13 protein-coding genes are annotated in these 14,866 nt (G+C 46.3%); 6 read left to right on the forward strand and 7 right to left on the reverse strand.

Annotated features, from left to right (window positions below; genetic code table 11):
• Nucleotides 1-2: 2 nt before the first annotated feature.
• The 3 genes from BMX95_RS15310 to BMX95_RS15320 all read right to left on the reverse strand — a co-directional run bounded on the left by BMX95_RS15310 (nt 3) and on the right by BMX95_RS15320 (nt 4,119).
• A complete protein-coding gene (locus BMX95_RS15310) occupies nt 3-2,075 on the reverse strand; it encodes a cbb3-type cytochrome c oxidase subunit I (RefSeq protein ID WP_081203312.1) in 2,073 nt (690 codons plus the stop codon).
• 47 nt (nt 2,076-2,122) lie between these two features.
• Nucleotides 2,123-2,554, reverse strand: coding sequence for an RrF2 family transcriptional regulator (locus BMX95_RS15315; protein ID WP_081203619.1), 432 nt, complete (start codon nt 2,552-2,554; stop codon nt 2,123-2,125).
• Nucleotides 2,555-2,817: 263 nt separating this feature from the next.
• Nucleotides 2,818-4,119 (reverse strand): epoxide hydrolase family protein, encoded by a 1,302-nt coding sequence (locus BMX95_RS15320; protein WP_081203313.1) that lies wholly within the window; start codon nt 4,117-4,119, stop codon nt 2,818-2,820.
• A gap of 418 nt (nt 4,120-4,537) precedes the next feature.
• Here BMX95_RS15320 and BMX95_RS15325 point away from each other — a divergent pair, with 418 nt between their 5' ends.
• Nucleotides 4,538-5,494, forward strand: a complete 957-nt coding sequence (locus tag BMX95_RS15325) for an NHL repeat-containing protein (RefSeq protein ID WP_081203314.1) — start codon at nt 4,538-4,540, stop codon at nt 5,492-5,494.
• Nucleotides 5,495-5,585: 91 nt separating this feature from the next.
• The gene (locus BMX95_RS15330) at nt 5,586-6,218 is read left to right on the forward strand and encodes a trimeric intracellular cation channel family protein (RefSeq protein WP_081203315.1); all 633 of its coding nucleotides are present in this window, start codon (nt 5,586-5,588) and stop codon (nt 6,216-6,218) included.
• A 17-nt stretch (nt 6,219-6,235) separates the two neighbouring features.
• Here the strand turns inward: BMX95_RS15330 and BMX95_RS15335 are convergent, their stop codons facing one another.
• Entirely contained in the window at nt 6,236-6,541 is a 306-nt protein-coding gene (locus BMX95_RS15335; protein WP_081203316.1) for a YbaB/EbfC family nucleoid-associated protein, read from the reverse strand.
• 107 nt (nt 6,542-6,648) lie between these two features.
• Between BMX95_RS15335 and BMX95_RS15340 the strand changes: the two genes are divergently transcribed.
• The gene (locus tag BMX95_RS15340) at nt 6,649-7,749 is read left to right on the forward strand and encodes a Gfo/Idh/MocA family protein (RefSeq protein WP_081203317.1); all 1,101 of its coding nucleotides are present in this window, start codon (nt 6,649-6,651) and stop codon (nt 7,747-7,749) included.
• A complete protein-coding gene (locus tag BMX95_RS15345; protein WP_081203318.1) occupies nt 7,746-8,711 on the forward strand; it encodes a glycoside hydrolase family 5 protein in 966 nt (321 codons plus the stop codon). Before BMX95_RS15340 ends, BMX95_RS15345 begins: the two co-directional genes overlap by 4 nt.
• Nucleotides 8,712-8,720: 9 nt before the next feature.
• Here BMX95_RS15345 and BMX95_RS15350 read toward each other — a convergent pair whose 3' ends face one another.
• Both BMX95_RS15350 and BMX95_RS15355 read right to left on the reverse strand, forming a co-directional pair.
• Nucleotides 8,721-10,622, reverse strand: coding sequence for a monovalent cation:proton antiporter-2 (CPA2) family protein (locus BMX95_RS15350; RefSeq protein ID WP_081203319.1), 1,902 nt, complete (start codon nt 10,620-10,622; stop codon nt 8,721-8,723).
• Nucleotide 10,623: 1 nt separating this feature from the next.
• On the reverse strand, nt 10,624-11,232 hold the full coding sequence (locus BMX95_RS15355; protein ID WP_081203320.1) for an NAD(P)H-dependent oxidoreductase: 609 nt from the start codon (nt 11,230-11,232) through the stop codon (nt 10,624-10,626).
• A gap of 82 nt (nt 11,233-11,314) precedes the next feature.
• On the opposite strand from BMX95_RS15355, the gene BMX95_RS15360 reads away from it, so the two are divergent.
• A complete protein-coding gene (locus tag BMX95_RS15360) occupies nt 11,315-12,271 on the forward strand; it encodes a YihY/virulence factor BrkB family protein (RefSeq protein ID WP_081203321.1) in 957 nt (318 codons plus the stop codon).
• 347 nt (nt 12,272-12,618) lie between these two features.
• Here BMX95_RS15360 and BMX95_RS15365 read toward each other — a convergent pair whose 3' ends face one another.
• The gene (locus BMX95_RS15365; RefSeq protein WP_081203322.1) at nt 12,619-13,683 is read right to left on the reverse strand and encodes an NADH:flavin oxidoreductase/NADH oxidase; all 1,065 of its coding nucleotides are present in this window, start codon (nt 13,681-13,683) and stop codon (nt 12,619-12,621) included.
• A 134-nt stretch (nt 13,684-13,817) separates the two neighbouring features.
• Here BMX95_RS15365 and BMX95_RS15370 point away from each other — a divergent pair, with 134 nt between their 5' ends.
• Nucleotides 13,818-14,861 (forward strand): hypothetical protein, encoded by a 1,044-nt coding sequence (locus BMX95_RS15370; protein WP_081203323.1) that lies wholly within the window; start codon nt 13,818-13,820, stop codon nt 14,859-14,861.
• Nucleotides 14,862-14,866: the final 5 nt, after the last annotated feature.

Here is a 14,866-nt window from a genome sequence, read left to right on the forward strand (position 1 = left end):
AATTATTCAGCACTAAGAATATTTTGTTCGTTGTTTTTGTGTTGGGTTTTCAGTTGTTCCAGGGCCAGGTCCTTAACATCAGGCACACCCGAACCGGAAAGCATTTTATACATGTTCCAGGCAAAGAACAGGTGCGAGAGCCACATGAGGCTGCCCCCTATTGCCCGCCAGAGCCAGTATGGCGCCATAAACACCACTCCATCGATAAATGGTTTGCCTTCCTTCCACATCAACCCTTTTAAGGTAGCCCCATACATCAGCGGTACCGTGTATACCAGCAGGCCTGCCAGGGCCAGCCAGAAATGGGTACCTACTGTTATTTGCGGCGCTTCTTTGCCGGTAAGGCGGGGCACAATGGCGTAGATACAAGCCCACAGTAAGAAAGAAATGATGCCATACATGGTGATGTGCGAGTGCGCTACTGTAAAATCGGTGAAGTGCCAGATCAGGTTGGTGGACCGGAATGCTTCGGCTGTACCCTGCAGCGAGCCCGTAAAATAAAAGATAACACCTACCAGAAAGAAAGGCAGCGTATAACTGGAAGAGATCTTATGCCGGCTGGCGCTGAAGGTCATCAGAAAGTTGGTAGTACCAGCCACCACGGGAATGATCATACCGGCGCTTCCTACAATGGCCACGGTTTGCAACCACCAGGGAATGGAACTGAATACAAAGTGGTGCGTACCGATCAATGTATAGAACACAATTTGCGCCCAAAACGCCAGGATCCCCAAACTGTAAGAGTAAATGGGCCGGTTCAGCTGCTGGGGCAGAAAATAATATACGAGCCCCAGTGTAAATAACATGAACCACATACCTACTGCCTGGTGCATATAATAACCCTGCACAATGGTTTCACCCAGGCCATCCTGCCAAAACGGTAAATAACCAACCGTTACAATAATGGCCGTAAAGATGAGTGCAGAAACAATATACCAGTTGGAGATGTAAATTTCTTTGGTCGTTCTTCTGGCAATGGTTTGTAAAAAATTGCCGAGCGAAATCAACAAGCCCAGGGCAAACAACGCCATTACCGGCCAGATCCATTCGCGGTACTCCCCACCTGCGTTATTGATGCCTGCCATTAAAGTGAGCGTGCCCAACACCAACGCTGCATTGATAAGAATAAGCGACCACCAACCCTTGCGGATACTCGCGATTGTATTATTACCCACGCGTGGCACTACATAATAAGCCAGGCCCAGCATGGCCATGGAAGCCCAACCCCAGAACACTACATTGGTATGTACAGGCCGTAACCGGCCAAAGCTCAACCAGCTTACATGATCGGCATCGGGCGCCATGAACTTGACGCCGATATACTCGCCCACACTGGTGCCAAACACCAGCCAAAAGCTGGCGCATCCTAAAAACCAAAGTACCAGTTTACTTAACTCCCCCGATACCGGTGGACGTTGCACGGCTTTCTTTTTGAGCGGAACAAAAGGCAGGCTGTCGTTGTTTTGCACATTGCCCAATAAACCTTTTTCATCATCAGCCTGCTCCCTGCCTGCCAGTTCATAATTGGTCAACTGGTATTCCAATGCCTGTTTGCGTTTAACCAGGGAGGTAACAATATCCTCATCCGCCGCTGCCAGCTGTTCAACCAGCTGCTCGGCTTCATCCCGCACCAGTTTATACCGTTGCTGCCTGATAACCCGTAATACCCTTGCTGCAAGGATCAATACCCCCACACATACGGGAATGGCAATCAACACCAGGGTGATCAACACACCTGTTTCACTCCACATGGAATGGACGCTCTTTGCAGTTGGTTGGGCCAAACCGTTTAGCGGTTGCAATAAAGCCTGGCTCAACAACAGCGCTGCCAGCAGCGCTGCCTTTTGATTGTTTTTACGAAAAGACAATAACTGTGTCAACTGACTACGGTCAAATTGTTGCAGATACGCACGCAGTGGCTTACAATGTCCATCCTGCCTGCTTTTACGGCTTGCAGCCAGCAGCTGCTTTACTCTGATGGCCAGTATTAAACTCGCGCCCAGCATTACAATAAAGAGTAGCAGCAGACAGGCGAGCAGCCCCGCGCTTGAATGAATGGAAAAAAACGCCTTCATATAGAATAATTAAATACCTTTTTATCTTCTATTGGAGCAAAAAAATATCAACGCTTAAGGAATACCAATTTATGCTCCAGCTGCTCACTGAATTCACCCAAATGGGTAGAGCGCAGCAATTTTGAGATGGCATCACGGATCTTTTTGAACTCATTGTGCAGGGGACATGGCTTTGTTTCTGAGCATTGTTTCAGCCCCAGGCCACAACCAGTAAAGATCTGATCGCCATCGATGACATGAACTATATCGGCAAGCGTGTGTTTGCGGGATTGCGCATCGAGATAAAAACCACCGGTAGGCCCTTTTTGTGATTGTATGATCCCCTTCCGGCTTAACTCCTGCAGGATCTTTGCAATAAAATGTTCCGGCGAATCAATGCCAGCCGCTACTTCCTTAATACCTATGCGCGAACCGTCAGCAGTTTTCTGCGCTATAAATATTACACCCCGTATTGCATATTCACAAGTTTTAGAGAACATATCACTGGCATTGTTTGACCCCACAAAGATAATCACAAAACAATAAAAGACAAATTTATCTTCTATTGGCGCTCAAAAAATTGGTGCGGCAGGCGTGAATTCGTTACCGGTTACCAGTTACCGGTCACCGGGTCCTTATTGCAGACAGCTGATTGTATTTTGTCTTCCCGGAAACCGGAAACCGGCAACCAGTGACTAAAACAGCCAGGTAACTATTGCTACCTGGCTGTTCCAATCTCTATCCAATTATTTTATTTATTTTCTTATTTTCTCAGCGATGCAAAGGAAGCCCGCAATTCTTCTGAAAACAATTTGGGTTGTTCCCAGGCTGCAAAGTGACCACCTACATCGAGTTTATTATAATGGAGCAAATTAGGAAAAGCTTTTTCAGCCCAACTGCGTGGTACCTGGTACAGTTCATCGGGGAATGCGCTTACAGCTACCGGGATCTTGATATTTTTCACATCGAAGAAAGGCAGTTTGTTTTCCCAGTAGAGACGAGCCGAAGAGATCCCTGTATTTGTTAACCAGTACAGCGTAATGTTCTCAACAATGTCTTCTTTGGTAAGACCGGCAGACTCCCCATTAAATACGCGGGAGATAAGCGCCAGACTGGCTGCATCATGATCGAGGATCCAGGCTGCCAGGCCAATGGGTGAATCGGAAATACCATATAATGTTTGTGGGCGGTGTGCCATTTCCAGGGCATAACTAAGTCCATTCTTGTAAAAGAAATCCAGTTGTTTATAGGCATGTTGTTCATCGGCCGACAACCCTTCAGGCATTGGTCCGCCAGCCTGCAGGGCCTTATTAATTTCAGCAGGCACGGTAGCCGCCATATTGGTATGAATGCCAATCAGCTCCGGTGGTGCTATTACCGCCATTTGTTCTGTTACCGCATCCCCCCAATCGCCGCCCTGGGCCACATATTTAGTATAACCAAGCCGTTTCATCAGCGTGATCCAGGCCTTGGCAATACGAACCGGGTCCCAGCCAGGCTCAGTTGGTTTGCCTGAAAATCCATGTCCTGGTAATGAAGGTATTACAACGTCAAAAGCGTCTTCTGCTTTGCCCCCATAAGCGGTTGGATCAGTAAGGGGACCTATAACTTTCAATTGTTCGATAATAGAACCGGGCCAGCCATGCGTTATGATAACCGGCAGCGCATTTTTATTTTTTGAACGAACATGTATAAATTGTATGTCAACGCCATCGATGTTTGTTACAAACTGTGGAAACGCGTTCAGCTTCTTCTCGGTTTTGCGCCAGTCATACGTGGCCCAATAACTGGCCAGTTGTTTCATGGTTGCCAGCTGCACTCCCTGTGTGGCATCTGCAACTAATTCCTTTTCTGGCCATTGAGTTGCCTGTATACGCTTGCGAAGATCGGTAAGCCGGGCTTCGGGAACATTTATTTTAAAGGGACGGATGGCCTCATGCGATGTTGGAGAACTGGCGGATTTGTCTGTATTACTTGTACTATTTTGTGCATTCCCAACTAAACCCTGCAAAATAAATACAGCTGTTAACAGCCCATTGCTCAGTGTGCCTGTAATTTTTTTCATTGCTAAATTTTTAGAGTTTCATTTTCAATTACCCCGTAAAAGTACACCGGCCCCTACCCCTGTTCCAATGACTTTGAGTCAAACTGGACGAATTAATAGCCCAACCCGGCAATTCAACACTTCATTTATACCAGCTAAAAAAGAAAATGCACCCTGCATGAAACTTACGAGGAAAAACACCACCAGTAAAGTAGAAAATAAACATTCACTCAATTATCACGGATTGCAATAAGACCTATCCGTTTGCGTTAGTGCGTCACAATTTAATTTTGTCCATGAAAACGCGGCAACCTGTCTTCTGTGAAAAACACCATAAAAAGGTGAGAAAAAACACCCCGCACCAACTTATCATTATTTGCAATATCAGTGTAATTATTTGCGTTAGCGCGCGACAAATTCAAAAACTCAATACCGTAGCATGAAAACAAACAAGATGGCCCCAGGATTCAAAAGACCAATGGTAATTCTTTTGTCAGCGTTGTCATTACTGGCAGCCTGTAAAAAAGATTCCGACTCTCCTGCAGACACCGATAAGGCATTGACTATGTACAGCATCAGGGAAACCGAGGTTTCACCCAATAATTATACCAACGAGTTAGTAGCCATTGACCCCGCTACTGCAGCTATAACAACCCTGTTAAACCTTACAGAGCAGCCCAATAGCTTTAACATGGGCAGCCTTATTTATTTACCTGCTACTAACGAAGTTGCAGGCATTGACTGGAATGGATATAAATTAGTGAAGATAAATGTCGCCACTAAACAAACAGCCATCCTTCCCCTTCCGCTCGGAGCCAACCAGGAATATGAAGGATTGAAGCTTGACAAAGCAGGTAATCTGTATACCGTTGGTAACCGCAGAAATGGACTGGATGCTACCTGGGAAATTACAAAGATCGATATTGCAACCGGGAACACCACGCCTATGGCTACCTTCAAGAAAAGCCTCATTGGGTTTACGTATATCCCGGCCACCAATGAGATTGTAGGTACCTCAGGAACTATTTTGCAGAAATACAATCTTACTACCAGGGATACATCTTCTGTAATAATAGCTGCCACAGGCAACCCCAATTATCTGGGTTTAACGGTAGATAATAATTCAAACCTGTATGGTTTCAAGGAGTTCAGTGGCGCTACCAACAATTCACAAATTGTAAAACTGAATGCTGCCACCGGAGCGGAAACCGTGTTAACCACCCTGAATGAAGAGGAACCCATTTATGACCTGCTGTTTATGCCAAAAACCAATGAATTTCTCAGCATCTGGGATGATACTTCATTGTACAGGTATAACCTGGGTACCAATACGTCCACGCTTACAGCACTTACAACAGATTCCAAAGTCAGCTTTTATGACCTGATCAGTAATTAAGTGGAACTATAAACAGTAAAAATCCCGTCTCACCCTGGTGCGACGGGATTTTGCTTTATGATTGTACTTATATTTAGGGCAAGTTTTTAATATGAAAGAAGACCTGCTTAAACTGATCGATATCCTGGGTACCATCACCTTTTCCATCTCGGGTGTTTTTGCCGCTATGCAGAAGCGGCTGGATATCTTTGGCATCCTGATCATTTCATTTATTACCTCTATCGGGGGTGGTACGTTAAGAGATGTATTGCTGGGCGACCTGCCGGTAAAATGGATGCGGGATATTGAAACACCGCTTATCATTCTGGTGAGCGCAATATGCGCCATCCTGTTCCGGCATATCATTAAAAACTTTCAGCAGACCCTGTTCATTTTCGACTCCCTTGGTTTGGGCTTTTTTACCGTGCTGGGCATTCAGAAAGGAATAAAATTTGGTTTAAACCCCGGCATTTGTGTGGTGCTGGGTACTGTCACCGGTTGCTTTGGCGGGGTTATCAGGGATATTTTATTAAACAATATTCCCCTGATCTTTAGGCGGGAAATATATGCAACCGCCTGCATACTGGGTGGTATTATTTATTTTATATTGTTTCAAACCCATTTCCCCAAAGAATGGTTAGACGTTACTGTTATGCTGGTGGTATTTATGATACGTTTTCTGGCGGTACGATACAAACTGGAAATGCCCGATCTGTACAGCGAAGACAAAAAAGGCCGTCCTTAAAGACAGCCTTCATTTTTTTATAATCCCAGCCCACCTAACATACCGCCGGCCAGGCCTTTCATTTCATCTTCATACGCCTCTTCGGCATTTTTAAGCGCCCGGTTCAGGGCGGTGATGAGCAGGTCTTCCAGCTCCTCTTTCCTGTCGGGCGTCATTAACTGGTTATCTATCGAAATGGTCTTTACTTCCCGGTTCCCGGTCACAGAAACCTTTACCAGTCCATTACCGGCGTCCCCATCAATGATTACAGCACCAAGCTTTTGCTTGCCTTCCTGCATTTTCTGTTGTGCTTCCTGCAATTTGCCAAATAGATCTCCGAACATATAATAAATGTTTAAGTCCACAAAGGTATCTTAAAATTGTCTTATCTTCAGTACCAACACCACCCACAGTGGTGCGCCATTATCTTAAACCTGTAAAATCCTGTTACATGAACACTATTTCACGCAGGCGTGTAATTAAAACGATTGCAACCGGCAGTGGTATCCTGCTGCTTTCTCCCAAATCGATCTTCGCCTCCCCTCCCCGATTTAAAGACAAACTAGGCATCGCCCTGGTAGGCCTGGGTTATTACAGTACCGACCTGTTGGCGCCTGCTTTACAGCAAACCAAACATTGTTACCTGGCTGGTATTGTTACCGGCACGCCAGCTAAAGCCGAAGCCTGGAAACAGAAGTACAATATTCCTGATAAGAATATTTACAACTATCAAAACTTCGACTCCATTGCCAACAATCCTGATATAGATGTGATCTACGTGGTGCTGCCGCCTTCCATGCATAAGGAATATGTGATCAGGGCAGCCAATGCAGGCAAGGAAGTATGGTGCGAAAAACCCATGGCACTAACAGAAGCAGAATGCAAAGCCATGATAGCAGCCTGCCGCTCAAACAAAAAATCACTGGCCATTGGCTACCGCCTGCACCACGAACCCAATACCCAGGAATGGCGCGGTATTATAAAAGAGAAAAAACTGGGCCGCGTAACGAAAATAAATTGTGCCGCAGGTTATCGCGATAACCGCACCGATCACTGGAAACAGAAAAAAGAAATGGGCGGTGGTGTGTTGTACGATATGGGCGTTTACGCCATACAGGGAGCAAGACTGGGCGCCAATATGGAACCGGTTGCCATTGTACAGGCACAAACCTCCACCACCAGACCAGAGATCTATAAAAACGGGCTGGATGAAACAACCATTGCCACTTTGGAATTTCCCGGTGGTGTACTGGCTGAGATAAAAACCAGTTTTGGGGAGAACATCAACTTCAACAACATCACCTGCGAAAAAGGGGAAATAAAAATACAACCCTATTCTGCGTACAATGGCCAGAATGGAACAAGCCCGTTGGGTACCATCAACCATCCTTACAATGTTCCCTACCAACAGGCCAAACAAATGGATGATGATGCACTGAGTATTTTAAATAAAAAACCCATGCTGGTACCAGGTGAAGAAGGGCTGCGCGACATCCGCATCGTAGAAGCTATTTACAGATCGGCAGCCACCAAACAACGCGTAAGTCTATGAAAAAGATCTCCGCTGTTTTTCTGTTGGCAGGTATTGCCCTCGCCGGTTCTGCACAACTACGATCTGTTACTAACAATGGCGCCCTCAAAGTAGTGGGCACAAAATTGGTGAATCAAAAAGGACAGCCCGTTATTCTTCGGGGAATGAGTTTGGGCTGGCACAACTGGTGGCCGCGGTTTTATAATGCCGGTGCCGTATCCTGGCTGCAAAACGACTGGGGCTGTACGGTGGTACGCGCAGCCATGGGAGTTGAACCGGACCATGGCTATATAAAAGAACCCACCTGGTCAAAGGAGAAAGTAAAAGAAGTGATAAACGCCGCCATAAAAGACGGCATTTATGTGATCGTTGACTGGCACAGCCATAACATCAGACTGAACGAAGCAAAACAATTCTTCACCGAAATAGCAACGGAATACGGCCATCAGCCCAATATCATTTACGAGATCTTTAATGAACCAGCCGAGATCCCCTGGCCGGATGTAAAGGCCTATTCCGAAGAAGTGATCAAAACCATCCGGGCCATCGACCCGGACAACGTGATCCTTGTCGGTTCACCCCATTGGGACCAGGATGTACATATTGTTGCCGATGATCCGATAAAGGGGTATAACAACCTGATGTATACGCTTCACTTTTATGCGGCCTCACATAAACAGGACCTGCGCAACAGGGGCATTTATGCGCTGAAAAAAGGCTTGCCCATTTTTATTTCTGAATCTGCCGGCATGGAGCATACGGGCAATGGCAATATCAATGAAGCCGAATGGACTGCCTGGATAACATGGGCAGAGGAGAACAAGATCAGTTGGCTGGTTTGGTCGGTAACAGACAAGGAAGAAACCTGTTCCGTGCTAAAACCCACGGCTTCCTCAACCGGAAACTGGGGTTTAAACGACCTGCAGCCATCGGGTATTACAACCCGGGCGCTTATTCGAAAATACAGCGGACTGAAACCCTGATAAGGTTGTTTACTGCAGCGGATCTTCCTGCAGGGAGGCACGCACCTCTTCTATCAGGGTGTCGGGGTCCCAGGAAAGATCAGCTTCACCAGTCAGGAATTGCCGGTCAGATTGAATAGTGGCTTCTATCTCTTCCATGTACTTTCTTGCCTCTACCACATATTCATCGGGGTTTCTGATGGCTGATAATCTTTTCAGGTTGGCCTCATCGTACCGGATAAAATTTCTGGCCAGGCGGCGGGCGGTGTATTTTCTGAACCCGAGCAGGCTCATCACATCTACCCCCACGCGCAAACTGGTATCCAGCGACTCGCGGTAAATATGCAAGATGCCTGCGTTCATCAGGTCGTAGGCATCGTACCGGTTGGCAGCCCGTACCAGCATATGTAAATCGGGGAAATGCTTTTTTACTGTTTCTATCATCTCCAGCCTTTTTTCGGGCGAGTTGACGGCGATAACGATGATCTTTGCCTTATCTGCCCCGGCAGCCATTAACAGGTCAACCCGGGAAGCATCGCCATAAAAAACTTTATACCCCATTTTCCGTAAGGTATCTACGCGGTCAGAGTCCATATCGAGGTAAGTGGCCGGAACGTTATTTGCCCGTAGAAAACGTCCGATGGTGCTGCCAAAGTGACCAAACCCTGCAATGATCACCGCATGTTTTTCATCGATCTCATCGGCTGGTCTTTCTTCGGTTTCATCTGTGCCCACCCGGGGCAGGATCAGCTTTTCATTAGCCATTACGATCAACGGCGTTAGGCCCATGCTGATAGCCACCACGGCAGTCATTATATTGATGGTTTCCAGCGACAGAATACCCTGTTGAAAGGAAAAAGAGAACAACACAAACGCAAACTCCCCTACCTGGGTAAGGCCAAAAGAGAAAATAAAATTCTGCTCCGTTCCCATTTTAAACACTTTGCCCAGCAATAAAAGCACCAGCGATTTCACCGCTATCAGGATACATACCCATAGTATTATTTCACGCAAATGCTGTGACACCAGCCCAAAATCTATAGATGCTCCCACGGCTATAAAAAACACCCCCAGTAACAATCCCTTAAAAGGTTCTATATCACTTTCCAGCTCATGCCGGTATTCGCTGTTGGCCAGCACTACCCCGGCTAAAAACGCTCCCAGGGCGGGACTCAATCCGATCCTGCCCATCAGCACCGCAATACCTACAACGATCAGCAGGGATGTTGCCGTAAAAATTTCCCGCATATTGGTTTTCGCCACCAGGCGTAACAAGGGGCGTACTGCTACCCTACCTACAGCAATAACCGCTGCAATGGTGCCCAGTACGATCGCTGCATGTAACCAGGCAGGCTGTCCGGCAACCCAGGTACCCGCTTCATGTGTATCATTGGATGGTTTATGTAGAATGTCTGTTGTGGCCAGCAAAGGGAAAAGCGCCAGCATGGGGATTACCGCAACGTCCTGGAACAGTAATACCGAAAAGGCGCTTTGACCGGCAGAAGTTCCCATCAGGCCTTTTTCTGCCATTGTTTGCAACACAATGGCAGTAGACGACAAAGAAAAGATCATTCCCAACGCCAATGCCTGCTGCCAGTTAAAATGAAAGAGCATGGCAATACCTGCTATCGCTGCCGTGGTTACTATTACCTGTAATCCGCCCAACCCCAGAATCGATTTACGCAGCTTCCATAACAATTCCGGCTCCAGTTCCAACCCAATTAAAAACAACATCATTACTACTCCAAACTCGGCGTAATGCATAATATCCTGTCCTTCGGCACCCACAAATCCCATAACAGAAGGCCCGATGATAACACCGGCGAACAGATAGCCTAATACAGAACCCAATCCTGACTTTTTTGCCAGCGGAACAAACAATACGGCCGCTCCCAGAAACACCAATGCCTTGTAAAAAAAAGAATGCTCCATATTACGCCAGGTTATTTTGTGAGTTTTCAATAAGGTCGTTCAAGCAGCTGGCCTGCATCATGTCTTCATCATTCAAACTATCCTGCTGTAACCGCTGCAGCAGCTGGCTGTATTTATGGCCGTATTCATTTATCTGTAATAATTCCAGTTTATGCGTTCCCGAAACCCAGAAAGGCGGCAGGTAGGTCATGTGGCAAAGCTCTGCGGTGCGTTCATAAGGCCGCAGCACTTCGGTAATGGTGCAATGCTGATAACCTTCCCGCTGATAGGCCTGTATACTTCCGCCGGAGGTGATCACATTAAACACTTTTTTACCCTTTAATGCATACCCGTTTTTACCATAGGCCCAGCCATGTTCCAGCACCAGGTCCTGCCATTGTTTTAACAAGGCAGGTGCACTGTACCAGTACAATGGATGTTGCCAGACAATGATATCATGCGCCAGCAACAGTTGCTGCTCACGTTTCACATCGATATCAAAATCGGGGTAATTTTCGTACAAGTCGTTCAAGGTTATTCCGTCTTGCTGGGGAATATAATGCAGGAGTCGTTTATGCACCCGGGACTTTTCCAGTACCGGATGAGCAAAAATTATCAGGATCTTCCTCATGAACCACTGGTTTTAAATAATTCACAACTTAAAGAGAAATGGAACAATTATCTAAGGTATCACTTAAATTTAAGGTCATAAGATGGAGAAACAAAAAACCAGATGGAGCCTGCCGGAATGGGGAAAATTGCTTCGGCATTCCTTTAACCGGCTACAGCAGAATGATCCTTTACGCATAGCTGGCGCCACTGCTTTTTTTACCAGCTTTGCGCTGCCCCCCATTATGGTGCTCATTTTTCAGTTCTTCAGTATTTTTTTCAGCAAAAAGCTGGTGGGCAGTGAAATGCGAACGGTGCTTACCACCTCGCTGGGTAAAGAAAATTATGAACAATTGCGGATCACTGCCCTTGGCCTGCGCAACCTTGCTCAAAACTGGTACATGGTAGTGTTAGGCGTTTTGTTCCTCATCTTTGTAGCCACCACTTTATTCAAAGTGATCCGCAATACGCTGAACGATATCTGGAATATTCGTCCTGAGAAATCGGGTTTCCTGTACGACCTTACGGTGCGTGGCCGGTCACTGGTGATCATACTCGCAGCGGCTATACTGTTTATTGCCGGTGAAATTATTGCCATAGCGCGTGAAGTGGCCGGCAAATATGTCGAAAGTGTATGGGCAGAAGGCGGTGTTTTCTTTTCCAGCATTTTAAACGAGCTCATTGGTGCGCTTACGATCATCGTATGGTTTATTGTACTGTTCCGGTTCCTGGCCAATGGCCGCCCCTCCTGGCGGGTAGCAACGGTTGGCGGCATCTTAACGGGTGTGTTGTTTTATTTTGGCAAAGCGCTGCTTTCCTATATGATGCGGCACAGCAACGCCGGTATCGTGTATGGCGCAGGTGCCGCCCTGGTTTTGATCTTGCTGTTTATGTTTTACTCTTCTTTTATTTTATACTTCGGCGCCAGTTTCATTAAAGAATATTCCCTGTTTACCAACGATCCCATTGTCCCTACGCATAAGGCCTATCAGTATGAATTGCATAAAGTGGACAGAGGGCAGAAGGCAGAGGGCAGAGGGCAGAGAGAAGAAAGGCATTAGGCAGTAGGCAGTAGGCAGTGGGCAGTAGGGGAATGGGCCCTCCTACGCCAAGTCTTGCGCCTTCGCTAAAGCTTCGGCTGCACGCAGTCGGCGGGCGAGGCAACGAATCCCACCAATCAAAATGATGAGAATAATAGCGAGGTTATATTTCTCCCCCTCCACCGGAGGGGGTCGGGGGGAGGCCCGAATCCGCAAACTCAGAACCTAATAACCTAAGAACCCAATAACTTCAACTTAGCACCCAGATGCAGGATCCTTCAACTTTAAACTTTAAACTTTCAACTTTAAACTTTCAACTTTAAACTTTCAACTTTAAACTTTCAACTTTAAACTTTCAACTTTCAACTTTAAAACCTGGCTCTTTCATACTGCACCGGCCATTCAACCTTCTCATGTAATTCATGTGCTGCTTGCAAGGGAAAATAGGGCTGCCGAAGCATTTCCCGCGCCATGATGATCATATCGGCATCGTTATTTATTAAAATGGTTTCTGCCTGAATGGCTGTGGTGATCATGCCTACTGTGCCGGTGAGGATCCCGGTTTCTTTTTTTATGCGGGAGGCAAAAGGCAACTGGTAGGCCGGCCCAATGGTGATTTGCTGATGGTGTGCCAACCCGCCGGATGAAACATCTATCAGATCGATCCCTTTCTGTTTCAGGATATGGACCAATTGTACAGACTCTTCCAGGTTCCAGCCACCCTCGGCCCAATCGCTGGCCGAGATGCGTACCAGCAAGGGCAGGTCATTTGGCCAAACAGTTTGAATACCGGCAATAATTTCCAGCAACAGGCGAATGCGGTTTTCAAAAGAGCCGCCATATTTATCAGTACGGTGATTGCTGAGTGGTGATAGAAATTCATGTACCAGGTAACCATGGGCGCCATGTATTTCAATTACTTTAAAACCTGCCCGTAAAGCACGGCCGGCAGCAGTAGTGAAATCGCTGATTATTTTTTGAATACCGGTTTCATCCAATGCAACCGGCAGGGGGTAATTATCGGCAAATGCGATTGCAGAAGGAGCTACCACTTCCCAGCCACCTTCTTTAATGGAAACTTTACCGCGTCCTTTCCAGGGCACATTGGTGCTGCCCTTACGGCCGGCATGCGCTAATTGAATACCGGGCACTGTTCCCTGCGCCGATATAAATGAAGTGATCTGTTGTAATTTTTCCAGGTGCTCCTCTTTCCAGATGCCCAGGTCATGCGGCGAAATACGTCCTTCCGGTGAAACGGCCGTAGCTTCCGATATAATAAGTCCTGCCCCGCCTATAGCCCTGCTGCCTAAATGTACCAGGTGCCAGTCTGTTGCAAAACCGTCTGTACTGCTATACTGACACATAGGTGAAACGGTGATGCGGTTCTTTATTTCAATAGATTTAATCTGTAGGGGCGTGAATAGCTTTGACATATACGAACAATTAGATATTAAATATACTTCATAAAAGGTGAAATGACGGTATTTGATTACACTTATAGCAAAGCCATATTTTTTGTTTTATCTTACCAGGCCGGTAACCCCATTCCTAATAACACCTAAACGTTATGTTTAAACTATCTGGCTCAGATATCCTAAAACAATTGAAGTTTGATCTGATAGGGAAAGATTCTTATCGCGGCATCACTTTTACCTATTCATGGATGGCCAACCAGTTCGGGCATTTTGGACTGGGTTTTATTCCAACCCTGTTGTTATATGCCGGTTTAAACAAACTACAAATGCCAGCGGCACAATTGTGGGCGGCCGTTATTATTTCGGGTACCTGGTTGTGTTTTGAAACTTATAATTTCTTAGGGCCTTTACTGAAATTCAAATCTTCCAAAAAAGTAAAGCTGAACGCAGATAATGGATATACCTTTTCACCGGCCTGGGGCAATGTAACGTTCGACACGCTCACAGACCTTTGCTTTTTCTGGCTGGGCGCTTTTTCCGCCAGTCTAACGTTGGCGCCTACACAAACTGCGTGGCTGGTCTTTGGTATTTTAATTATAGCATTACTGTATCCCTGCCGTTACTGGTACACTACAAAAATATACCTGCAGGCTGCACAGTACCCTGCGCAGTTCCGGTTAAGCCAATGGAGTTTCGCCATACCCGATCTGTATAAATCAATAGTTGAATCGTACCTGCAGGCTGAAATGGGTGGGCAACACCTGTTTATATTGGGATCTGAAAAAAGTGGCAAAACAAGTTTGGGTATTGGAATAGCTACCGAACTTTCCATCAAACACCACAGCTGTTATTATACCACTGCCATGAAATTGTTCAACCTGTTCTTTGATCCGCCCGGTAAAAAATATCCCAATTGTTTATGGACCTGGCAAAATGCTTCGGTGTGGGTGATCGACGATATAAACCCCGGACCGCCCATCAAAGAAACGATCATTAACATGACCACCTTTAAAGGCATACTGGACAACTATACGCTCAATAAAGAGAACCGGAGAATGATAAGGGAAAAGAATATCATTTGGGTAATGGGATCAGAAACACCAGACAGCGAATTGTATAAAACCTGGCTGCAGATGCTGGCGGAATTTGGGGTAGCCTCACAAAATATCAAGACAATTTATTTGGGCACCCCCTAATTAAC

This window comes from Niastella yeongjuensis, assembly GCF_900110245.1.
Taxonomy (GTDB): domain Bacteria; phylum Bacteroidota; class Bacteroidia; order Chitinophagales; family Chitinophagaceae; genus Niastella; species Niastella yeongjuensis.

Bases quoted from the DNA above. Each gene is read 5' to 3' on its own strand.
- BMX95_RS15310 (WP_081203312.1), bottom strand. From the start codon at position 2,075: ATGAAGGCGTTTTTTTCCATTCATTCAAGCGCGGGGCTGCTCGCCTGT.
- BMX95_RS15315 (WP_081203619.1), bottom strand. From the start codon at position 2,554: ATGTTCTCTAAAACTTGTGAATATGCAATACGGGGTGTAATATTTATA.
- BMX95_RS15320 (WP_081203313.1), bottom strand. From the start codon at position 4,119: ATGAAAAAAATTACAGGCACACTGAGCAATGGGCTGTTAACAGCTGTA.
- BMX95_RS15325 (WP_081203314.1), top strand. From the start codon at position 4,538: ATGAAAACAAACAAGATGGCCCCAGGATTCAAAAGACCAATGGTAATT.
- BMX95_RS15330 (WP_081203315.1), top strand. From the start codon at position 5,586: ATGAAAGAAGACCTGCTTAAACTGATCGATATCCTGGGTACCATCACC.
- BMX95_RS15335 (WP_081203316.1), bottom strand. From the start codon at position 6,541: ATGTTCGGAGATCTATTTGGCAAATTGCAGGAAGCACAACAGAAAATG.
- BMX95_RS15340 (WP_081203317.1), top strand. From the start codon at position 6,649: ATGAACACTATTTCACGCAGGCGTGTAATTAAAACGATTGCAACCGGC.
- BMX95_RS15345 (WP_081203318.1), top strand. From the start codon at position 7,746: ATGAAAAAGATCTCCGCTGTTTTTCTGTTGGCAGGTATTGCCCTCGCC.
- BMX95_RS15350 (WP_081203319.1), bottom strand. From the start codon at position 10,622: ATGGAGCATTCTTTTTTTTACAAGGCATTGGTGTTTCTGGGAGCGGCC.
- BMX95_RS15355 (WP_081203320.1), bottom strand. From the start codon at position 11,232: ATGAGGAAGATCCTGATAATTTTTGCTCATCCGGTACTGGAAAAGTCC.
- BMX95_RS15360 (WP_081203321.1), top strand. From the start codon at position 11,315: ATGGAGAAACAAAAAACCAGATGGAGCCTGCCGGAATGGGGAAAATTG.
- BMX95_RS15365 (WP_081203322.1), bottom strand. From the start codon at position 13,683: ATGTCAAAGCTATTCACGCCCCTACAGATTAAATCTATTGAAATAAAG.
- BMX95_RS15370 (WP_081203323.1), top strand. From the start codon at position 13,818: ATGTTTAAACTATCTGGCTCAGATATCCTAAAACAATTGAAGTTTGAT.